At 67.7% G+C, this 19,157-nt stretch carries 23 protein-coding genes; 10 read left to right on the top strand and 13 right to left on the bottom strand.

Annotated features, from left to right (window positions below):
• Positions 1–39: 39 nt before the first annotated feature.
• Genes BMX96_RS14775 through BMX96_RS14760 form a run of 4 tightly spaced genes read right to left on the bottom strand, consistent with a single transcriptional unit; the run spans position 40 to position 3,064 of the window.
• Positions 40–465 (bottom strand): GlcG/HbpS family heme-binding protein, encoded by a 426-nt coding sequence (locus BMX96_RS14775; protein WP_091846192.1) that lies wholly within the window; start codon positions 463–465, stop codon positions 40–42.
• A complete protein-coding gene (locus BMX96_RS14770; protein WP_091846191.1) occupies positions 462–2,693 on the bottom strand; it encodes a malate synthase G in 2,232 nt (743 codons plus the stop codon). Before BMX96_RS14770 ends, BMX96_RS14775 begins: the two co-directional genes overlap by 4 nt.
• 11 nt (positions 2,694–2,704) lie before the next feature.
• The gene (locus tag BMX96_RS14765; protein ID WP_073129057.1) at positions 2,705–2,875 is read right to left on the bottom strand and encodes a DUF2256 domain-containing protein; all 171 of its coding nucleotides are present in this window, start codon (positions 2,873–2,875) and stop codon (positions 2,705–2,707) included.
• A 6-nt stretch (positions 2,876–2,881) separates the two neighbouring features.
• Complete coding sequence (locus tag BMX96_RS14760; RefSeq protein WP_091846190.1) at positions 2,882–3,064, bottom strand: hypothetical protein; 183 nt, start codon at positions 3,062–3,064, stop codon at positions 2,882–2,884.
• Positions 3,065–3,172: 108 nt separating this feature from the next.
• Between BMX96_RS14760 and pepN the strand changes: the two genes are divergently transcribed.
• From pepN to BMX96_RS14745, 3 genes are all read left to right on the top strand, one after another.
• Positions 3,173–5,734, top strand: a complete 2,562-nt coding sequence (gene pepN / locus BMX96_RS14755) for an aminopeptidase N (protein WP_091846189.1) — start codon at positions 3,173–3,175, stop codon at positions 5,732–5,734.
• 78 nt (positions 5,735–5,812) lie between these two features.
• Positions 5,813–6,373 (top strand): type 1 glutamine amidotransferase domain-containing protein, encoded by a 561-nt coding sequence (locus BMX96_RS14750; protein ID WP_091846188.1) that lies wholly within the window; start codon positions 5,813–5,815, stop codon positions 6,371–6,373.
• Positions 6,374–6,492: 119 nt separating this feature from the next.
• Positions 6,493–7,386, top strand: coding sequence for a lysophospholipid acyltransferase family protein (locus BMX96_RS14745; protein WP_091846187.1), 894 nt, complete (start codon positions 6,493–6,495; stop codon positions 7,384–7,386).
• Between the two features lie 3 nt (positions 7,387–7,389).
• Here BMX96_RS14745 and BMX96_RS14740 read toward each other — a convergent pair whose 3' ends face one another.
• Positions 7,390–8,109 carry a transglycosylase SLT domain-containing protein gene (locus BMX96_RS14740; protein WP_091846186.1) on the bottom strand — a complete coding sequence of 240 codons (720 nt, stop codon included), beginning with the start codon at positions 8,107–8,109 and terminating at the stop codon, positions 7,390–7,392.
• 86 nt (positions 8,110–8,195) lie between these two features.
• Positions 8,196–8,813 (bottom strand): lytic transglycosylase domain-containing protein, encoded by a 618-nt coding sequence (locus BMX96_RS14735; protein WP_091846185.1) that lies wholly within the window; start codon positions 8,811–8,813, stop codon positions 8,196–8,198.
• 167 nt (positions 8,814–8,980) lie between these two features.
• Here BMX96_RS14735 and gatB point away from each other — a divergent pair, with 167 nt between their 5' ends.
• Entirely contained in the window at positions 8,981–10,495 is a 1,515-nt protein-coding gene (gene gatB / locus BMX96_RS14730) for an Asp-tRNA(Asn)/Glu-tRNA(Gln) amidotransferase subunit GatB (protein WP_091846184.1), read from the top strand.
• Positions 10,496–10,570: 75 nt separating this feature from the next.
• Here gatB and BMX96_RS19685 read toward each other — a convergent pair whose 3' ends face one another.
• From BMX96_RS19685 to BMX96_RS19675, 3 genes are all read right to left on the bottom strand, one after another.
• A complete protein-coding gene (locus BMX96_RS19685; RefSeq protein ID WP_175481756.1) occupies positions 10,571–10,723 on the bottom strand; it encodes a hypothetical protein in 153 nt (50 codons plus the stop codon).
• Positions 10,724–10,802: 79 nt separating this feature from the next.
• A complete protein-coding gene (locus tag BMX96_RS19680; RefSeq protein WP_175481755.1) occupies positions 10,803–10,952 on the bottom strand; it encodes a hypothetical protein in 150 nt (49 codons plus the stop codon).
• 72 nt (positions 10,953–11,024) lie between these two features.
• The gene (locus tag BMX96_RS19675; RefSeq protein WP_175481754.1) at positions 11,025–11,171 is read right to left on the bottom strand and encodes a hypothetical protein; all 147 of its coding nucleotides are present in this window, start codon (positions 11,169–11,171) and stop codon (positions 11,025–11,027) included.
• A 139-nt stretch (positions 11,172–11,310) separates the two neighbouring features.
• Between BMX96_RS19675 and BMX96_RS14725 the strand changes: the two genes are divergently transcribed.
• The gene (locus BMX96_RS14725; RefSeq protein ID WP_091846183.1) at positions 11,311–11,757 is read left to right on the top strand and encodes a hypothetical protein; all 447 of its coding nucleotides are present in this window, start codon (positions 11,311–11,313) and stop codon (positions 11,755–11,757) included.
• Between the two features lies 1 nt (position 11,758).
• On the opposite strand, the gene BMX96_RS14720 is transcribed toward BMX96_RS14725, so the two are convergent.
• The gene (locus BMX96_RS14720) at positions 11,759–12,016 is read right to left on the bottom strand and encodes a BolA family protein (RefSeq protein ID WP_091846182.1); all 258 of its coding nucleotides are present in this window, start codon (positions 12,014–12,016) and stop codon (positions 11,759–11,761) included.
• A 75-nt stretch (positions 12,017–12,091) separates the two neighbouring features.
• Here BMX96_RS14720 and BMX96_RS14715 point away from each other — a divergent pair, with 75 nt between their 5' ends.
• Together BMX96_RS14715 and BMX96_RS14710 are read left to right on the top strand one after the other, a co-directional pair.
• The gene (locus tag BMX96_RS14715; RefSeq protein WP_073129066.1) at positions 12,092–12,730 is read left to right on the top strand and encodes a DnaJ domain-containing protein; all 639 of its coding nucleotides are present in this window, start codon (positions 12,092–12,094) and stop codon (positions 12,728–12,730) included.
• A gap of 107 nt (positions 12,731–12,837) precedes the next feature.
• A complete protein-coding gene (locus BMX96_RS14710; RefSeq protein WP_091846181.1) occupies positions 12,838–13,617 on the top strand; it encodes a gamma-glutamyl-gamma-aminobutyrate hydrolase family protein in 780 nt (259 codons plus the stop codon).
• 17 nt (positions 13,618–13,634) lie between these two features.
• Here BMX96_RS14710 and BMX96_RS14705 read toward each other — a convergent pair whose 3' ends face one another.
• On the bottom strand, positions 13,635–14,147 hold the full coding sequence (locus BMX96_RS14705; RefSeq protein WP_091846180.1) for a hypothetical protein: 513 nt from the start codon (positions 14,145–14,147) through the stop codon (positions 13,635–13,637).
• Between the two features lie 78 nt (positions 14,148–14,225).
• Here BMX96_RS14705 and BMX96_RS14700 point away from each other — a divergent pair, with 78 nt between their 5' ends.
• Entirely contained in the window at positions 14,226–15,035 is an 810-nt protein-coding gene (locus tag BMX96_RS14700) for a M23 family metallopeptidase (protein ID WP_091846179.1), read from the top strand.
• Between the two features lie 6 nt (positions 15,036–15,041).
• Here the strand turns inward: BMX96_RS14700 and kynU are convergent, their stop codons facing one another.
• Positions 15,042–16,238: a kynureninase gene (gene kynU / locus BMX96_RS14695; protein ID WP_091846178.1), complete on the bottom strand. Its 1,197-nt coding sequence runs from the start codon at positions 16,236–16,238 to the stop codon at positions 15,042–15,044.
• Positions 16,235–16,996, bottom strand: a complete 762-nt coding sequence (locus BMX96_RS14690) for an SDR family NAD(P)-dependent oxidoreductase (RefSeq protein WP_091846177.1) — start codon at positions 16,994–16,996, stop codon at positions 16,235–16,237. Before BMX96_RS14690 ends, kynU begins: the two co-directional genes overlap by 4 nt.
• Before the next feature lie 55 nt (positions 16,997–17,051).
• On the opposite strand from BMX96_RS14690, the gene BMX96_RS14685 reads away from it, so the two are divergent.
• Positions 17,052–17,498 carry a methyltransferase family protein gene (locus tag BMX96_RS14685; protein WP_236737086.1) on the top strand — a complete coding sequence of 149 codons (447 nt, stop codon included), beginning with the start codon at positions 17,052–17,054 and terminating at the stop codon, positions 17,496–17,498.
• 91 nt (positions 17,499–17,589) lie between these two features.
• Positions 17,590–19,155 carry a Re/Si-specific NAD(P)(+) transhydrogenase subunit alpha gene (locus tag BMX96_RS14680; protein ID WP_091846176.1) on the top strand — a complete coding sequence of 522 codons (1,566 nt, stop codon included), beginning with the start codon at positions 17,590–17,592 and terminating at the stop codon, positions 19,153–19,155.
• The last annotated feature ends 2 nt before the right edge of the window (positions 19,156–19,157 follow it).

Genomic DNA, 19,157 nt, shown 5'->3' with positions numbered 1-19,157 from the left:
CGGCGCGGGGCGGCTGTGTGCCGCCCCGACCGTATCGTCTCAGGCCTCGCCCGACAGGCCGGCGGCCTTCAGCGCGGCCAGACCGGCCTCGGCATCGTTGTCCGATGTGTCGCCGGTCACGCCAAGCGCCCCGATCACGGCACCTGCATCGTCGCGGATCAGGATCCCGCCCGGCACCGGCACCACCGCGCCGCCGAACACGCCGTTGGCGGCGGTCATGAAATAGTGCTGGTCCTCGGCCCGCTTCATCTGGGCCGACCCGGTCATCCCCAGCATCACCGCGCCGTAGGCCTTGCCATGGGCGATGGCGTAGCGGCCCGGCGATGCGCCATCGGCCCGCTGGAAGGCCAGTGGATGCCCGCCCGCGTCCAGCACGATGGCCGAAAGCGGCTTCAGCCCGCGGCTCACGCCCTCGGCCAGGGTTTCGGTCACGGCCTTCAGGGCCTGTTCGGATGTGATGCTCATGCCTGGCTCTCCTTCAGTTCCAGCCGCCGGGCGTGCAGCACCGGCTCGGTATAGCCCGCGGGCTGTTCGCGTCCCTTGAACACAAGGTCGCACGCGGCCTTGAACGCGATGGTGTCGTAGGACGGCGCCATGGGAATGTAGCTCGGGTCGCCTTCGTTCTGGCGATCCACGACCTTTGCCATCTTCTTCATCGTGTCCATGACGCGCTCCTCGGTGACCACGCCGTGGTGCAGCCAGTTGGCCAGCGCCTGCGACGAGATCCGGCAGGTGGCGCGGTCTTCCATCAGGCCCACGTCGTGGATGTCGGGCACCTTCGAGCAGCCGACGCCCTGGTCGACCCAGCGCACGACGTAGCCGAGGATCCCCTGGGCGTTGTTCTCGATCTCGGAAGTGATGTCGTCCTCGGACCAGTTGGCGTCCGACAGCGGGATGGTCAGCAGATCGTCCAGGCTGCCGCGCGGGCCGCCCTTGGCCAGGTCGTCCTGCACCGCGTGGACATCGACCTGGTGGTAATGCAGCGCGTGCAGGGTGGCGGCGGTGGGCGAGGGCACCCAGGCGCAGGTGGCGCCCGCCTTGGGGTGGCCGATCTTCTGTTCCAGCATGTCGGCCATGAGGTCGGGCATGGCCCACATCCCCTTGCCGATCTGCGCGCGACCCTTCAGCCCGCAGGCCAGCCCGATATCGACATTGCGATCCTCGTAGGCCTTGATCCAGGCCGAGTTCTTCATCTCGCCCTTGCGCACCATGGGGCCGGCTTCCATCGAGGTGTGGATCTCGTCGCCGGTGCGGTCGAGGAACCCGGTGTTGATGAAGGCCACCCGGTCGCTGGCGGCGCGGATGCATTCCTTGAGATTGGTCGAGGTGCGACGTTCCTCGTCCATGATGCCCAGCTTCACCGTGTTGGCGGGCAGGCCCAGCATCGTCTCGACCCGGGTGAAGATCTCGTCGGCGAAGGCGACCTCGGCGGGACCGTGCATCTTGGGTTTCACCACGTAGACGGACCCGTGCTCGGAATTGCCGCCCGCGCGTTGCAGGTCGTGCATGGCGATCAGCGTGGTGAAGGCCGCGTCCATCAGCCCCTCGAACACCTCGTCGCCGTTACGGTCGAGGATGGCGGGGTTGCGCATCAGGTGGCCCACGTTGCGCACCAGCATCAGCGCGCGGCCCTTCAGCCGCACCTCGCCGCCATGGGGCGCCGTGAAGACGCGGTCGTCGTTGAGAACGCGGGTGAAGGTCTTGCCGCCCTTGGTGACTTTCTCGGACAGATCGCCCTTCATCAGGCCCAGCCAGTTGCCGTAGGCCAGCACCTTGTCGGGCGCGTCCACGGCGGCAACGCTGTCTTCGCAATCCATGATCGCGGACATGGCCGATTCCAGCTGGATGTCGGCCACGCCGGCCGGGTCGCTGGCGCCGATCTGGTGGTCGCGGTCCAGCACGATCTCGATATGCAGGCCATTCCTGCGCAGCAGGATCGAGGTCGGCGCATCGGCGTCGCCGCGGTAGCCGACGAACTGCGTCGGGTCGGCCAGCGGGATCGTGTGCTCGACCTCGGGGGTGGTGCCCGCCGGGCGGCTGTTCGGATCCTTGCGCGTGGCATCCGCGGCGCGCCAGTCCTGGTCGTTCAGGTACAGGCCCTCGAGCCCCTGCTCGGCGATCTTGTAGCCCTCGAGCTGCGCGTGGCTGCCGCTGGCCAGCGGCGCGGCGTCGTCGAGGATCTGCTTGGCGCGTGCGATGACGCGCTTGCCCCGCTCGGGGTCGTAGTCGCCGCCCTGCGGCAGGTCGCCCAGGGCATCGGTGCCGTAAAGCGCATCGTAGAGTGACCCCCACCGCGCGTTCGCGGCGTTCAGGGCGTAGCGCGCGTTCATGATCGGCACGACCAGCTGCGGGCCGGGGACATCCGCGATTTCGGGGTCGGTCTTGTCGGTGCCGATGGTGAAATCGGGCCCTTCCTCGACCAGGTAGCCGATCTCGTGCAGCGTGTCCTTGTAGGCGGCCTGGTCCGTCACCTTGCCGCGGTTGTTGCGGTGCCACTCGTCCAGCGTCGCCTGCATCTTCTCACGCGTTTCGAGAAGCGCGGCGTTCTTGGGGCCGAGGTCGTGAACGAGGTCCGACAGGCCCTTCCAGAAATCATCGGGCGAGACGCCCGTCCCGGGCAGGGCATGCTTTTCGGCGAAAGTCGCCAGGTCTTCGGCCACCGAAAGCTCGGCACGCTGGATGCGGTTCGTCATGTATCCTCCGTCTATTCGTTGTCATCTGTCGCGCGGGCGCGTTTCGCTTCTCCCCGGCAGCGGTCCGAGCAGTACTTAACCTGCTCCCAGTCGCGCCGCCACTTCTTGCGCCAGGCAAATGGCCTGCCGCAGGTCGCGCAGATTTTCTGCGGAAGATCCGCTTTCGACCGGGCCTTGGCCACGCGGTCTTACTCGGTCGCGGATTCTTCGTCGATGGGGGTTTCGTTGCCGGGCTCGTTGCCGCTCAGGCTGAGATAGACGATCAGCCCGATCAGCAGGACCGCGGCCCAAACGACCATCCACGCCATTCCGACCAGGGGGAACTTGTGGCGACGTTGCTGTTTCTTGACGTCAGTATCGGGGGCAGACATGTCTTTGACTTCTTCCATAAGTAACCGGCCCGCATGGGATGCAGGCAAAAATGCCCAACGTCCCGCGCGCCCAGTCGTTCCCATGTTTCCGGATCCAAGGAGCCCACAATGAAAGACGCTGCGCCGCGCCCCGTGCGCCTGGCCGAGTACGCCCCCTTCAGCCACGTGGTGGAGACGGTCACGCTGGCGTTCGACCTGCACCCCTCGGCCACGCGGGTCCGGTCGCGCATCGCGTTCCGGCCGAACCCCGAAGGGCCCTCCGGCCCGCTGCGGCTGGACGGCGAGAAGCTGACGCTGATCTCGGCGGCCATCGACGGCACGCCGGTCGCGCCGCGCATGGATCCCACGGGGCTTGAGGTCGATACGCCCGACGCGCCCTTCGTGTGGGAATGCGAGGTCGAGATCGACCCGTCGGCCAATACCGAACTGGATGGGCTCTACATCTCGAACGGGATGTTCTGCACCCAGTGCGAGGCCGAGGGCTTTCGCAAGATCACCTATTACCCCGACCGGCCCGACGTGATGGCGCCGTTTTCCGTGCGGGTGAACTCGGACCTGCCGGTGCGGCTGTCGAACGGCAACCCGGGCGACAGCGACGCCGACTGGGCCGAATGGCACGACCCGCACCCCAAGCCCAGCTACCTGTTCGCGCTGGTCGCGGGCGATCTTGTCGCCCATTCCGATTGCTTCAGAACGATGGAGGGGCGGGACGTTGCGCTGAACATATGGGTGCGTCCGGGCGACGAGGATCGCTGCGCCTATGCCATGGACGCGCTGAAGCGGTCGATGCGCTGGGACGAGGAGAAATACGGCCGCGCCTACGACCTCGACGTGTTCAACGTGGTCGCCGTGGACGATTTCAACATGGGCGCGATGGAGAACAAGGGCCTGAACATCTTCAACGCCCGCTACGTCCTGGCCAGCCCCGAGACGGCAACCGACGGCGACTATGCCCGGATCGAAGCCATCATCGCACACGAGTATTTCCACAACTGGACCGGCAACCGCATCACCTGCCGTGACTGGTTCCAGCTGTGCCTGAAGGAAGGCCTGACCGTTTTCCGCGATCAGCAGTTCTCGGGGGACGAACGCTCGCACGCGGTCAAGCGGATCGAGGACGTCCAGATGCTGCGCGCCCGCCAGTTCCGCGAGGACGCCGGCCCGCTGGCGCACCCGGTGCGGCCCGAAAGCTATATCGAGATCAACAACTTCTACACCGCCACCATCTACGAGAAGGGCGCCGAGGTCATCGGGATTCTCAAGCGGCTGGTGGGCGAGGACGCCTATGACCGTGCGCTGACGCTCTACTTCGACCGCCACGACGGGCAGGCCTGCACCATCGAGGACTGGCTGACCGTCTTCGAAGATGCGACCGGCCGCGACCTGTCCCAGTTCAAGCTGTGGTATTCGCAGGCAGGCACGCCGCGTGTCACCGTGGACAGCCGCGTGGCCGACGGGACGCTGACGCTGCACCTTCGGCAGGAGGTGCCCGCGACGCCCGGCCAGCCAGACAAGGCGCCGCAGGTCATCCCGGTGGTCGTGGGCGCCATCGCCCGCGACGGGCGGGAGGTGCTGCCCTCCACCCTGGTCGAGCTGACGGAAGCGCATCAGACCGCCAGCTTCGATATCGGCACCGATGACGCGGTGGCGTCGGTCCTGCGTGGATTCTCCGCGCCGGTGATCCTGCGCCACGACCTGGACAACGCGGACCGCGCCTTGCTGCTGGCCCATGACACCGATCCCTTCAACAAGTGGGAGGCGGGGCGCGCCCTGGCCAAGGACGCGCTGATGCGGATGATCACGGACGGCGCGGCGCCCGATCCGGCCTACCTGTCCGGGCTGGCCCCGGTGCTGACCGACGACACGCTGGATCATTCGTTCCGCGCCATGGTGCTGGGCCTGCCCAGCGATGACGACATGGCACAGGGGCTGGCCGATGCCGGGCAGGTGCCGGACCCCGCCGCCATCGCCGCTGCGCGGGACCGGATGCAGAAGGCCAGGGCAGCCGAGCTGAAAGACCCGCTGAGCGATCTTTATGGCGGGCTGGCGAACCTGTCGCCTTATGCCCCCGATGCCGCGCAGGCCGGGCGGCGCGCACTGCGCAACACCGCTTTGGGCCTGCTCAGCCGGCTGGACGGCGGCACGCTGGCGCGCGCGCAGTTCGACGCGGCGGACAACATGACCGACAGCCTGGGCGCGCTGCTGCCGCTGGTCCAGATCGGCGCGGCGGACGACGCGCTTGCCGCGTTCCATGACCGCTGGCAGGGCGACAGGCTGGTGCTGGACAAGTGGTTTTCCGTGCAGGTGAGCGCGGCACCGGCGGACCTGGCGCTGGACGCGGCCGAGGCGCTGGTCGATCACCCCGCCTTCGACTGGAAGAACCCGAACCGATTCCGCGCGGTGATCGGCGCGCTGGGCATGAACCACGCCGCCTTCCACGACGCCAGCGGTCGCGGCTACGCGCTGGTGTCGCAGTGGTTGTGCAAGCTCGACCCGGTGAACCCGCAGACCACGGCGCGCATGACAACGCTGTTCGAGACGTGGCGCCGATACGACGCCGACCGGCAGGACATGATCCGTGAGGCGCTGGAGCGGATCCGCGCGGTACCGAACCTGTCGCGCGACAGCACCGAGATGGTCGAAAGGATTCTGGGCGCGGGCTCGAATTGAGGCGTTTGGCGGCTGGAACCACAGCCCGTCCGATCCGTTCTGTTTACAAGTTTCAAACGAACGCGAACGGAGGCAAACATGCCCAAGATCGACACCGCGAAAATCCTCATCATCGCCTCGGACGGCTTCGAGCAGTCCGAGCTGATGGAGCCGAAGAAGCAACTGTCCGAGGCGGGCGCCACGGTACACGTGGCCACCCCCGACGGCGACGCCATCACCGGTTGGGACGAGACCGACTGGGGCGAGAAGGTCGCCGCCGACGTTAAGATCTCCGAGACCGACATCTCGGATTACGACGCCGTGGTCCTGCCGGGTGGCCAGATCAACCCCGACGTGCTGCGCCTCAACGAAGATGCCGTCGCGCGCATCCGCGACTTCGGCATGTCCGGCAAGCCGCTGGCGGCCATCTGTCACGCGCCCTGGCTGCTGATCGAAGCGGGCCTGGTGAAGGGCAAGCGCCTGACCGCGTATCCGTCCATCCGCACCGACCTGCGCAACGCGGGCGCCGAGGTGGTTGACGAAACCGTGGCGCAGGACGGCAACCTGATCACGTCGCGCAACCCCGGTGACCTGGACGCGTTCTGCCGCGCCATCATCGAGGCGGTCGAGGCTGGCGATGCCCGCGATCACGCCGCCTGACGCCGGTTCGCCGCGATCGGCGGAAAACCTGTGAATTCCACCCGGAATCGGCCCGGCGGTTGTCTTTGTGAAGTCGCCGGGCCATTTGTCATGGTACCGTTAAGGTCGGGTGGCATCTCATGGGCGTGAAAGAGCGCATAGACCAGCAAATCCTCGAACGCGCGGCCTGGCTTGGCCGGGACGGCCCCGGAGTCGATCTGGCGCGCGTCGCGTTGAACCGGATGCTGAGCTATGACCAGACCGTCGCGCTTGCCGAGGAGATGGAGACCTGGTCGGGCCCCGCGCTCATGGATCGCATGGGCGGGTTGCTGGCACGCGATGTCAGCATCAGCGGTCAGCACAACATCCCCCGCGCCGGTGCCGCCATGGTGGTGTGCAACCACCCCACCGGGATCGCGGACGGCATCGTTCTCCACCATCTGCTCAGCCCCCTGCGCCCGGACCTTTTCTTCTACGCGAACGTGGACATCCTGAAGGTCGTCCCCCAGCTCGAGTCGATGATCGCGCCCGTCGAATGGCGCCACGACAAGCGGACCCACGGCAAGGCGCGCGAGACGATGGCCTGGACGATGCGGGCCATGAAGGAAGACCGGCTGGGCATCATCTTCCCCTCGGGCCGCCTGGCCAAGCGACGGGGATTGCGTCTGTTCGAGCGGCCCTGGATGGCATCGGCGGCGATGATTGCGCGCAAGTTCGAGGTGCCGATCATTCCGATCAACATCCGTGCGCGCAACTCGGCCCTGTTCTACCTGTTCGACCTGATCCACCCGTCGCTGCGGGACATCACCCTGTTCCACGAGACGCTGAACAAGTCGCGCCAGCCCTTCCGCGTCACCGTGGGCGAACCGATCTCGCCCAATGCCCTGCCGGCGCAGTCCGAGGCCGCGATCGAGATGCTGCGCCGCGCCACCCTGGCGCTGGGCGGGCGGCATGCGCCGTCGGTCAGCCTGCTGGATGCCTCGCGCCGCCCGCTGGCACTCAGCCGCGCCGGAAGCGGCCCCGGCTCGGCCTGAGGGTCAGAGCGGGGCGGTCGGCCCCACCGCCGTCGCCAGTCGCGGGGCCGGGCGCAGCGCAGGACGGATCGGCCCCATGATGTGGCTATCCGGCTTCGGGCGCAGTCTGGGGCGCATGCTGACATGCAATTGGCAATAGTCCTGGCCGCGCAGCCAGTTGCGCATCGCGGCCCGCTTGGTGCTGGACCGCATGGGGCCCCAGTCCGCCGAAACGCCGCTCCAGCGCGGCTCGCGGGCGTGGATGACGCCGTCGCGCGGCACGGTTTCGGCCATGATGCGGATCGCGCAGCTCAGGTTGGCCGGCCCGTCCTTCAGCGCCTCGCCGCTGCCCGCGCGGCACTCGTAGCCGCGTGCGGTGGCAGGCGCGATCTGCAACAGGCCGAACCACTTGCCGCCGCCGCCCACGGCACGCGGCTTGTGGGTGGATTCGTAGTGCGCCAGCGCCGACAGGAAGCCCACCCAGAAGGCGCGGCGCGCGTCGGGCGGGGCGCCGGCATAGCCAGGGCACCAACGCGCCATGTCCTCGGGCTCCATCTCGACCAGCGGCTCGCCGTGGTTGCGCAGCGCCTGCAACGCGGCACGGCTCCAGCGGCCGGCCTCGTCCCGATGATCCCAGCGCGTGACGGGAATGGGGTCGAATGTCGGCCGGGCCAGCGGCCGGACGGTCTCGGCCCGGGCGGGCAGGGCGAGGGCGGCAACGAGAAGGAGGAATATAAGGCGCATGACCGGCAAGCTAACCTATTCGGTGCCGCCGTCCACGCCGCGCCGCCGCACAAAAGGGCGGCGCGGCAAGGGGTTGCCGACCGGGCTCAGAGCCGGTCGAGAAGATTGGTGAAGGGGTCTTTGGGCTCGGGCGCCTGGCAATATGGCTGCGACCGGGTCCACGCGGCCATCTCGGCGCGTTTCGCGGCCGAATGGAACGGACCCCAGTCGCGCATTCCGCGGTTGATGGTCCCACGCTTTGCCACCTGAACAGCGGCGATCCGCACCGCGCAGCGCAGGTTGGCCGCGCCGTCCTTCAGCGCCTGTCCCGAGGTGACGTCGCAGTTATACGCCCGCGCCGTGCGCGGATCGATCTGCGTCAGGCCGTACCACAGCCCGCCACCACCTACGGCATCGGGCCGCCAGGTGCTTTCGTGCTTGGCCAGCGCCGACAGCAGGCCGGTCCAGAAAGCGGCGCGATTCTCGGGGGTCTGCGCGGCGTATTCCGGGCACCACTCGGCGTAGTCGGCGGGAACCATCGCGGGCAGGGCGGCGCCGTGTTCGGTCAGGGCCTGCAGCGTCGCCTGGGTCCAGATCTCGGATTCGGGGCGGAAATCCCACCGGGTGACCGGCAACTCGGCGGTCGGCTCGGCCTTGCGCTGGCCGCTGATCTGCGCACAGGCCGGTAGTAGCAAAAACATCACAATGGCGAGGTGTCGCAACATTCTCGGGAACCCTTGGGTTGTTGATCGCGCTGCCCTTAGCCCGATTCGGCATTACCTGGCTACGCTGCACTGCAGCAAGTGGCGCTTTCCCGCCCATCGGGCCCTTGTCGCGCCGGGCCGGCGGGCCTATTCAGGCGCAACTTCGCGACCCATGCCACGAGGCCCCCATGCTCGACCTGACATACGAAAACCCCAAGCCGAAGGTGATCCAGGGCGCCAAGGAGGACTGGGAACTGGTGATCGGGCTCGAGGTTCACGCCCAGGTCGCATCAAAGGCGAAGCTGTTCTCGGGCGCATCGACGGCCTTCGGGGCCGAGCCCAACAGCAACGTCGCCTTCGTGGACGCCGGCATGCCGGGCATGCTGCCGGTCATCAACGAGGGCTGCGTCGCGCTTGCCGTGAAAACGGGGCTGGGTCTGAAGGCCGAGATCAACCTGCGCTCGGCCTTCGACCGCAAGAATTACTTTTATCCTGACCTGCCGCAGGGCTACCAGATCAGCCAGCTTTACCATCCCATCGTGGGCGAGGGCGAAGTGCTGGTCGACATGGCGCCCGGCGTGGCGCGGCTGGTGCGGATCGAGCGCATTCACCTGGAACAGGACGCCGGCAAGTCGATCCACGACATGGATCCGACCATGTCATTCGTGGACCTGAACCGGACCGGCGTCGCGCTGATGGAGATCGTCAGCCGCCCCGACATCCGTGGCCCCGAAGAGGCCGCCGCCTATGTCGGCAAGCTGCGCCAGATCCTGCGCTATCTCGGGACCTGTGACGGCAACATGCAGAACGGCAACCTGCGCGCCGACGTCAACGTATCGGTCTGCCGGCCGGGCGATTACGAGAAGTATCAGGAAACGCAGGATTTCTCGCATCTGGGGACGCGGTGCGAGATCAAGAACATGAACTCCATGCGCTTCATCCAGCAGGCCATCGACTACGAGGCCCGCCGGCAGATCGCCATCATCGAGGATGGCGGCGCGGTCGTGCAGGAGACACGCCTTTACGATCCCGACAAGGGCGAGACGCGGTCCATGCGGTCGAAGGAAGAGGCGCATGACTACCGCTATTTCCCGTGCCCCGACCTGCTGCCTCTGGAGATCGAGCAGGCCTGGGTCGATGACATCGCCGCGTCGCTGCCCGAACTGCCGGACGAAAAGCGCGCGCGCTTCGTGCTGGATTACGGCATGACCGAGTACGACGCGTCGGTCCTGACCGCCGAAGTCGACGATGCCGCCTATTTCGAGGCCGTGGCCAAGGATGCGGGCGACGGCAAGCTGGCCGCGAACTGGGTCATCAACGAGCTGTTCGGTCGGCTGAAGAAAGACGATCGCGCCATTACCGACAGCCCGGTCGCACCCGCGCAGCTGGCCGCCATCATCCGGATGATCAAGGCAGACGAGATTTCGGGCAAGACTGCCAAGGACGTGTTCGAGATCGTCTATACTGACGGCGGCGACCCCGAGAAGATCGTGGACGAACGTGGCCTCAAGCAGGTCACGGACACCGGCGCCATCGAGGCAGCGGTCGAGAAAATCATGGCCGATAACCCCGCGCAGGTCGAAAAGGCGCAGGCGAACCCAAAGCTGGCGGGCTGGTTCGTCGGGCAGGTGATGAAGGCCACGGGCGGGACGGCGAACCCGAAGGTGGTCAATCAGATCGTCGCGACAAAGCTGAACGGTTGACGTGAAAAAAGCGCGCCCGAGACGGGCGCGCTCCACTGGTTACTCTAAATTACTCGGTGAAAAAACGTGGTCAGGTCACTCGACCTGGTTCTCGTTCATCAGGCCGTCGGTCGGCTCAGAAAGCTCCTCAGGCGCGGGCTCGGCCACGCTGCTCGCGGGCACCGGATCGTTCATGCAACCGGCGAGTGTGGCCGTGAGAAAACCAAAAATCGTCAAACTACGGGTCATGTGACTGTCCTTTCCTGTTCGCCCTAAGCGAACGAGCCTCCAAATGGTTCCCTCCGGATCGAGGGGAACAGTCCGGCGATCAGTTATTCTCGGTCTCAATGCCGTCACTTGGCGATGCCAGTTCTTCGCCGACAGGGACTGTGTCGCCGTCGTTCAACGGGACCTGGTCGTTCATGCAGCCGGCCAGGAGGGTCACGAGGGCGGCAGGGGCGAGGATCAGTCGTGTCATCAATCGGTCCTTTCGGTCGTCTGTCGTTACCCTACCAATGCAACGCGATTGGCCATTGTTCCTCAAACCTGCTCAGTCGTCCGAGTGGTAGAACCCGTCCGACGGCGACGCGACGCGTTCCGAGGGCAATTTCTGCGGGTCGACGCCGTATCCGGGCGGTGCGGGCTGGCAGGCGAGAAGCGCGGTCAGCGCCCCGAGCCCGAGGATCTTGTAGGCCATGGGTCTCTCCAATTCGGCTGTTGCCGGGACAAGTCCCGTCCGACCGGCAGGTTCCTGCGCCCATACGTCCCGGGTCTGGACAGCGCGGCCCAGTTCTTGGATAGAGACGCGCCAAGCAGATCGCGAAAGGTGCCGCCCGATGTCCTACTACGAATACCGTGTCGTGCCCGCGCGGACCGATGCCCCCCGCGTGAAGGGCGTGAAAGGCGTCGACGCACGCTTTGCACTGGCGATGGAGGAGTCGCTGAATGCCGAGGGGCTGGCGGGCTGGGAATTCCAGCGCAGCGAGACCCTCAACGTCGAGGCGCGCCGCGGCCTGCTGCGCAAGCCCACGGTCTCGGCCGTGACCGTGCTAGTCTTCCGCCGCTGGGTAGAAACCGAACAGGCCCCGGCAGCCGAAGTCGAGACGGCCGCGCCCCGCCGGCCCGATCCCGTCGCCCGGAACGAGCCGGACACGCCCGAGGAGCTGGCGACCGAGATCTCGCAGGCCCCCTACAGCCGCGCGCCGCAGGGCGGACGCGGGTTGAGTGCCAGTCGCAAGACCGAGGGTGACCTGCACCCCGTCCCGGGGCCGGACCGCAGCTAAGTCATCCGTCCACGTCCAGCGCGAGGGCATGGATACGGCCGACCAGGTCGCGGCCAAGCGCCGCATGGATTGCCCGGTGACGCGCGATGCGCGACATGTCGGCGAAAGCGTCCGCACGGATTACCACGTTGAAATGGCTTTGACCCCCGTCCGGCGCGCCCGAGTGGCCCGCATGGGCCGCCGAGTCGTCCTCGACCGTCAGCGCGCGCGGCGCGAAGGCGTCTTCAAGTTTTAGGCGGATTTCATCTTCTACGGCCATTTTCCGGGACACTCCCCTCTTCACCTCGACGGATCTTTCTCTAATATCTCTGCTCCGAACTGGAAAGGAGCGGTCATGGCGAAAAACGATCCCTTCGGCTTCGACATCAGGGTTTCGTCCGCGAAGAAAAAGAACCCGCGCGGCAAGCGCGGGATGTCGGGCGCCTTCGAGACGTCGAACCGGGTCTGCGAGCACCCTGGCTGCGAAGAGTCGGCCCAGTACCGCGCTCCCAAATCGCCGGATCACCTCGACGAGTACCTGTGGTTCTGCAAGGAGCACGTGCGCGAGTACAATCTGAAGTGGAACTTCTTCAACGGCACGACCGAGGACGAATTCGCGGACCAGGTCGACCAGGATCGCGTCTGGGGCCGCAAGACCAAGCCCTTCGGCCGCAAGTCCGACGAACAGCGCGCCTGGGCGCGGCTGGGCGTGGACGACCCCCACCAGGTGCTGGGCGACAACGCCACCCGCAATCCCGGCAAGTCCACCACTGGCGGCACGACCCGCCGCTTGCCGCCCACCGAGCGTCGCGCGATCGAGATTCTCGAGGCGAAGGATCACTGGACCAAGACCGAGATCCGCAAGGCCTACAAATCGCTCATCAAGGTGCTGCACCCGGACATGAACGGCGGCGACCGCGGGCACGAGGAGCAGCTGAGCGAGGTTGTCTGGGCCTGGGATCAGATCAAGGACAGCCGAAACTTCTCCAGCTAGGCTCAATTTGCGGGCGTTTGCCGGTTTCCGCGGCGGCGCGATAGGCTGGCGGCTTGGATCGCTCCGGCGGCTCTGGTAGAACATGCCATCGCGAAAGGAGCCCAACCATGAAGCGTCCGCTGGTCGGCATCATCGGCAATCACCACCTGATCAACGACACCTACGAGATCCACGGCGGCGGGCTGATGAACAGCGACGCCATCGCCAACGTGACCGGGGCCGTTCCGCTGATCGTGCCGGCCGATCCGCGCCTGACGTCGGTCGAAGAGCTCATGGCCACCTGCGACGGCTTCCTGTTCACCGGCGGGCGGCCCAACGTGCACCCCGAGGAATACGGTCATCCCGAGACCGAGGCGCATGGCACCTTCGACCGGGCCCGCGACGCCATCGCCCTGCCGCTGGTGCGCGCCTGCGTCGAGACCGGCCAGCCCTTCTTCGCCATTTGCCGCGGCTTCCAGGAGGTGGCGGTCGCCATGGGCAGCACCCTGCACCCCGAGATCCGGGATCTTCCGGGCCGCGACAACCACCGCATGCCGCCCGATGGCACCATCGAAGAGAAATTCGCCTTGCGCCACACCGTTCGCTTCAGCGAGGGCGGGCCGTTCCACCGGCTGCTGGGTTCGCGCGAGGTGATGACCAATACCCTGCACGGACAGGGTGTGATCGACGCGGGTCCGCGCTTCGTCATCGACGGCTTCGCGCCCGACGGGACCTGCGAGGCGGCCTATATCGACGGCGCGCCGGGTTTCACGCTGTCGGTGCAGTGGCACCCCGAGTACAACGCCGCCGCCGACCCGGTGTCGCGCCCGCTGTTCGAGGCGTTCGGCGACGCCGTGCGCGCTTGGGCGGAAGGGCGCAGGCCGCACCCGCTGCGCCGGATCGCCTGATCCGCCGGCCCGTGGCGTCAGTCCGCGGCGGGCTCGTCGGCCGGCTCGGTCGTCTCGGTGTCGTCTGCGTCCGACGCGGTCTCTTCCTCGGCCGCCTCTTCCTCGATGCTTTCGGGGCGCGCCGCGGGCCGCGGCACCTCGGACGGGGCGTCCTCGAACTGGCGATCCACCGGCTCGGTCCCGAACACGCGCTGCCCATAGCGCCGTGCCGCGCCAAGCACGGTGGCGTCCGGGTTCTGCACGCAGAAGGTGGCGATGGAGGTGACGATGTCGATGCTGGAGGCCGCCGACAGAGGCTCGCCCTCGACCAGCGTCTCGCCCGCGTCGATGCGGCCCGCCATGTAGCCCAGCATCCAGTCGCCCGCCTGCGCCAGAAGAGGCGCGTTCTCGGGCCCGGTCACGTCGCGGCAGGGGGCAAGGCCCAGCCCGCCGATGCCCGCCTCTTCGGCCAGCGCGACGATATCCTCGGACGTGGACTGCGCCATGGCGGCGCCGCCGAGCCACAGCGCGGCGATCGTGGCGTATCTCATGCCGAGGGGTCCTTTCGACGGGGGCGTCATGATTTGAACCTACCACGCGCCGGTTCGGTTCACGGGTTTTTTCGCGCCGTGGCGAAGGTTGCGGCGATTGCCGCGGTGTCGACGGGCGTTCACGCGGCCGAGCGGTGCGACGGCCCGCTCTGCCTTTTGGTCGAGCCAAACGCGGGCGCGATCACCATTGCCGCCGTCAACCGGGGGGCCTACGCGCCGGTGACCGTGACCGTGGCGGTGACGGTGACGGCCCCGGACGCGGAAGTCGCCGGGCCGGGCCGCGGGGTTCTGCCGCCCGGGGGGCGGGCCGATCTCGCGCGGATCAGCTGGCCCGGCGGGGGCGCTGGCGAATGGCGCTACGACTACAAATGGCTTCACGGCGCGCCGTCGGCCCGGCCCGATCCCGACGCGCTGTATGTCCTGCCGTTCGATCTGCCCGGCTCCCAGGTGGCCCAGGGCTGCGACGGTTGGGTGTCCCATCGCGGGGCCGCCGGGCAGGCGGTGGATTTCGCGCTGCCCGAGGGCACACCGGTGCTGGCCGCGCGCGCGGGCAGGGTGGTGGGCCTGCGGATGGATCGCAGCGCGGGCGGTCTGGAGCGTGCGCAGGTGGGACAGGACAACCGCGTGCTGGTACTGCACGACGACGGCACCGTCGCGCTTTACGGCCACCTTGCGCAGGACAGCGCACGGGTGCGCGTGGGGCAGCCTGTGGCGGCTGGAGACGCGCTCGCGCTGTCCGGCGACACCGGCTATTCCGCCGCCCCGCACCTGCATGTCGAGGTCTATTCGCCCTTGCCGGATGGTGGCCGGCGCACCTGGCCCATGGCGTGGGACACGGCCGCCGGGACGGTCACCTGCCCACGGCGCGGCACGACGCTGCGGCGCTGAGCGCGGTCAGGTCACCGCGTTGCGGGTCCGGAACTCGGGGCGGTCATAGGATTTCCGCGCCATTATGTCGGACAGGATCTCCACCGCGCGGTCGATCTCGCCCTCGCCGATGTAAAGGGGCGTGATCCCGAAACGCAAAATGTCGGGCGCGCGGAAATCGCCGACGACGCCCCGCGCGATCAGCGCCTGCATGATCGCGTAGCCCTCGGGGTGGCGAAAGCTGACCTGGCTGCCGCGACGGGCGGGCTCGCGCGGCGTGGCCAGCACCAGCTCGGGGCAGGCGGCGGCGACCCCGTCGATCAGCCGGTCGCCCAGTTCCAGCGCGCGGGCCCGCAGGTCGTCCATGTCGACCTCGTCCCACACGTCCAGCGCGGCGTCCAGCGCGGCCATCTGCAGGATCGGCGGCGTGCCCACGCGCATGCGCGCGATGCCGGGCGCGGGGCGATAGTCGGGCTCGAAGGCGAAGGGCGCGTCGTGGCCCAGCCATCCCGCCAGCGCCGGGCGGATCCCGTCGGCGATGTCGGGCCGGGCGTAGATGAAGGCCGGGCCGCCGGGGCCCGAGTTCAGGTACTTGTAGGTGCAACCGACCGCGAACTCGGTCTTGCAGCCGGCCACGTCCACCGGCAGCGCGCCCGCCGAATGGGCGAGATCCCAGATCGTGACGATCCCGTCGGCATGGGCGGCCTCGGTCAGCGCCGCCATGTCGTGGCGCCGCCCGGTGCGATAGTCCACCTCGGTCAGCATCAGCGTGGCGACATCCTCGGACAGGTGATCGCGCACGTCCTCAGGATCGACGACCACCAGTTCCAGATCGCGGTCAAGCGCGTCGATCAGGCCCTGCGCCATGTAAAGATCGCTGGGGAAGTTGCCGGAATCGCTCAGGATCTTGCGCCGGCCGGGCCGCATCTGGATCGCGGCCGACAGCGCCTGATAGACCTTGATCGACAAGGTGTCGCCCAGTGTCACGGTGCCCGGTGCCGCCCCGATCAGCGCGCCGATCCGGTCGCCCAGGCGCGCGGGCATCTCCATCCACCCGGCGCGGTTCCACCCGCCGATGGCCATGCGCCCCCATTCCTTGCGCAGCGTGGTGTCCAGCGTGCCGGTCACCGCCTTGGGCAAGGGCCCCAGCGAATTGCCGTCGAGATAGGCGACACCTTCCGGCAACTCGAAATAACTGCGGGTCCGGGCGAAATCGGTGGTCACGTCTGGCCCCCGCTGATCTCGATGCACTGGCCGTTGACGCTGCCCGAGCGTGGATCGCACAGCCAAAGGGCGGCCGCCGCGATCTCGTCCGCGTCGATCAGGCGCTTGTGGCGGTTGGCGCGGATCATGGTCTGCCGCGCCTCCTCCTCGCTCAGCCCGGCGCGGGCCGAGATCTCGGCGGTGTTGCGGGTGACGATATCGGTATCGACATAGCCGGGACAGATGGCGTTGAACGTGATGGGGCTGCGCATGTAATCCTCGCTCAGGCCCCGGATCAGGCCGATCACGCCGTGCTTGGACGCGGTGTAGGCCGGCGCGCCCTTGAGGCCCCGCACCCCCGCGATCGAGCTGACCGCGATGACCCGGCCCCAGTCCTGGTCGTGCATCGACTTCATCGCCTCGCGCAGGGTCAGGAACGCGCCGTCGAGGTTCGTGGACAGGATCTTGCGCCAGAAGGCCAGGTCCATCTTGGCCAGGTTGCGTCCCTCGGCGATGCCCGCGTTGGCCACGCAGATCGTGACGGGGCCGCGGGCGGCCACGGCGGCGGCGAACCCGTCGACGACCGATGCCTCGTCGGTGACGTCCATGACCTGGGGGTGCAGACCCGGTGTCGCCGCGGCCGCGTCGCGCAGCGCGGCCTCGCGGCGGCCGGTGATGGTGACGGCGGCGCCCGCCTCGGCCAGCGCGCGCGCGATGGCCAGCCCGATGCCGCTGCCGCCGCCGGTGACGACCGCGTGCCGCCCGTTCAGATCAGTCATGGATCCCTCCCGTGAAATCGCCGACAAAGTGGCGAAGGCCGGGAAAGGGCGCAAGATGGGATTGAAATGGATCGACATTCCCCCGGTCTGGCTGGCGGGACATTTGGCCGCGCTCTGGCTGGGACGCGATACGGGGCCGCAGGTCACGGGCCGCGTCTGGGACGTGCTGGGCACCGCCCTGATCGCCGGGGGCCTTCTGCTGATGGCCGGGGCGGTCGCGGTCATGGTGGCGGCCCGGACCACCCCCATCCCGCACCAAGCGCCCGCCGCGCTGGTGACGGGCGGGCCGTTCCGCCTGTCGCGCAACCCGATCTACCTGGGCGATGCGCTGGTTCTGACGGGGGCGGTGGCATGGACCGGCGCGGTCTGGGGGGTGATCCTGGTGCCCCTCTTCGTGGCGATCGTCACCCGGCGGTTCATCCGCGCCGAGGAAGACCGCCTCGCCGTTGCTTTCGGTGATGCCTTCCACGCCTGGGCGGCCCGCACCCGTCGCTGGATCTGAAAGCGTCGCCGCCGGGGCGTTGCCTTGACCCGGCGCACGCTATAGTCAGGTTCGGAGTTCGTTTTTCGATCACAAGAAGGAGAGGGCCGCGATGAAATTCGGTGTCATTACGGAACACCAGCCAAGCGAGGCGCGTGTCGCCCTGTCGCCGGCCTCGGCCGAACAACTTCAAAAGCTTGGGCATGAGTGCGTCATCCAGTCGGGCGCCGGCGCCAAGGCCGATTTCGCCGACGAGGTCTATCGCGACGCGGGGGTCGAGGTGCTGGACAGCGCCAAGGCCGTGTTCGACGCCGCCGATGTCGTCGCCAAGGTGCGCCCGCCCTCGGAAGAAGAGGTCGAGATGCTGCGCGAGGGGCAGACGCTCATCAGCTTCTTCTACCCCGCCGAGAACGAAGAGCTGATGAAGAAGGCCGCCGCGAAGGGCGCCACTCTCATCGCCATGGACATGGTGCCGCGCATCAGTCGCGCCCAGAAGATGGACGCGCTGTCCTCCATGGCCAATATCGCCGGCTACCGCGCCGTGATCGAGGCCGCGAACAACTTCGGCCGCTTCCTGACCGGCCAGGTCACGGCGGCGGGCAAGGTGCCGCCGGCGAAGATCCTGGTGGTCGGCGCCGGTGTGGCCGGCCTGGCCGCGCTGGGCACCGCCACGTCGCTGGGCGCCATCGTGCGCGCCTTCGACGTGCGGCCCGAGACGGCCGAGCAGATCGAATCCATGGGCGCCGAGTTCCTGTTCCTCGATTTCGAGGACACCGAGGGCGTGGGCGAGGGCGGCTACGCGGCCCCCTCCAGCCCCGAGTTCCGCGAGAAGCAGCTGGCCCTGTTCCGCGAGCAGGCGCCCGAGATCGACATCGTCATCACCACGGCGCTGATCCCCAACCGCGAGGCGCCCGAGCTTTGGACCGAGGACATGGTCAAGGCCATGAAGCCGGGATCCGTCATCGTCGACCTGGCCGCCGAGAAGGGCGGCAACTGCAAGATGACCGTCAAGGACGAGAAGATCGTCACCGACAACGGCGTCACCATCATCGGCTACACCGACTTCCCCAGCCGGATGGCCAAGCAGTCCTCGACGCTTTACGCGACGAACGTGCGCCACATGATGGCGGACCTGACGCCCGAGAAGGACGGCCAGATCGTCCACGACATGGACGACCAGGTGATCCGCGACAGCACCATCACCCACAAGGGCGAGGTGACCTGGCCGCCCCCCAAGCGCGAGAACCCGTCCCCTGCCAAGCCCAAGCAGGAAAAGAAGAAAGAGCCCACGAAGGAAGAGAAGGCCGCCGCCGAGACTGCCGCCTTCCGCAAGCAGACCCAGCAACAGGTCGGCCTGCTGGCCGTCGGAACCGTGCTGGTGCTTTTGCTGGGCACCATCGCGCCCGCGTCCTTCATGCAGCACTTCATCGTCTTCGCTCTGTCGTGCTTCGTCGGCTTCCAGGTGATCTGGGGCGTCGCGCACAGCCTGCACACGCCGCTCATGGCGGTGACCAACGCGATCTCGTCCATCATCATCCTGGGCGCGCTGGCCCAGATCGGGTCGAGCTCGATCCTGGTCACGATCCTCGCCGCGCTGGCGGTGTTCATGGCCGGTATCAACATCTTCGGCGGCTTCCTGGTGACACGCCGGATGCTTGCCATGTTCCAGAAGTCTTAAGG

This window comes from Palleronia pelagia, assembly GCF_900110115.1.
Classification (GTDB): domain Bacteria; phylum Pseudomonadota; class Alphaproteobacteria; order Rhodobacterales; family Rhodobacteraceae; genus Palleronia; species Palleronia pelagia.
Note: the sequence above shows the minus strand (reverse complement) of the source record. Positions and strands in the feature narration are given on the sequence as shown.

Coding starts and splice junctions, on each gene's coding strand:
- BMX96_RS14775 (WP_091846192.1), bottom strand. CDS start 465: ATGAGCATCACATCCGAACAGGCCCTGAAGGCCGTGACCGAAACCCTG.
- BMX96_RS14770 (WP_091846191.1), bottom strand. CDS start 2,693: ATGACGAACCGCATCCAGCGTGCCGAGCTTTCGGTGGCCGAAGACCTG.
- BMX96_RS14760 (WP_091846190.1), bottom strand. CDS start 3,064: ATGTCTGCCCCCGATACTGACGTCAAGAAACAGCAACGTCGCCACAAG.
- pepN (WP_091846189.1), top strand. CDS start 3,173: ATGAAAGACGCTGCGCCGCGCCCCGTGCGCCTGGCCGAGTACGCCCCC.
- BMX96_RS14750 (WP_091846188.1), top strand. CDS start 5,813: ATGCCCAAGATCGACACCGCGAAAATCCTCATCATCGCCTCGGACGGC.
- BMX96_RS14745 (WP_091846187.1), top strand. CDS start 6,493: ATGGGCGTGAAAGAGCGCATAGACCAGCAAATCCTCGAACGCGCGGCC.
- BMX96_RS14740 (WP_091846186.1), bottom strand. CDS start 8,109: ATGCGCCTTATATTCCTCCTTCTCGTTGCCGCCCTCGCCCTGCCCGCC.
- BMX96_RS14735 (WP_091846185.1), bottom strand. CDS start 8,813: ATGTTGCGACACCTCGCCATTGTGATGTTTTTGCTACTACCGGCCTGT.
- gatB (WP_091846184.1), top strand. CDS start 8,981: ATGCTCGACCTGACATACGAAAACCCCAAGCCGAAGGTGATCCAGGGC.
- BMX96_RS19685 (WP_175481756.1), bottom strand. CDS start 10,723: ATGACCCGTAGTTTGACGATTTTTGGTTTTCTCACGGCCACACTCGCC.
- BMX96_RS19680 (WP_175481755.1), bottom strand. CDS start 10,952: ATGACACGACTGATCCTCGCCCCTGCCGCCCTCGTGACCCTCCTGGCC.
- BMX96_RS19675 (WP_175481754.1), bottom strand. CDS start 11,171: ATGGCCTACAAGATCCTCGGGCTCGGGGCGCTGACCGCGCTTCTCGCC.
- BMX96_RS14725 (WP_091846183.1), top strand. CDS start 11,311: ATGTCCTACTACGAATACCGTGTCGTGCCCGCGCGGACCGATGCCCCC.
- BMX96_RS14720 (WP_091846182.1), bottom strand. CDS start 12,016: ATGGCCGTAGAAGATGAAATCCGCCTAAAACTTGAAGACGCCTTCGCG.
- BMX96_RS14715 (WP_073129066.1), top strand. CDS start 12,092: ATGGCGAAAAACGATCCCTTCGGCTTCGACATCAGGGTTTCGTCCGCG.
- BMX96_RS14710 (WP_091846181.1), top strand. CDS start 12,838: ATGAAGCGTCCGCTGGTCGGCATCATCGGCAATCACCACCTGATCAAC.
- BMX96_RS14705 (WP_091846180.1), bottom strand. CDS start 14,147: ATGAGATACGCCACGATCGCCGCGCTGTGGCTCGGCGGCGCCGCCATG.
- BMX96_RS14690 (WP_091846177.1), bottom strand. CDS start 16,996: ATGACTGATCTGAACGGGCGGCACGCGGTCGTCACCGGCGGCGGCAGC.
- BMX96_RS14685 (WP_236737086.1), top strand. CDS start 17,052: ATGGGATTGAAATGGATCGACATTCCCCCGGTCTGGCTGGCGGGACAT.
- BMX96_RS14680 (WP_091846176.1), top strand. CDS start 17,590: ATGAAATTCGGTGTCATTACGGAACACCAGCCAAGCGAGGCGCGTGTC.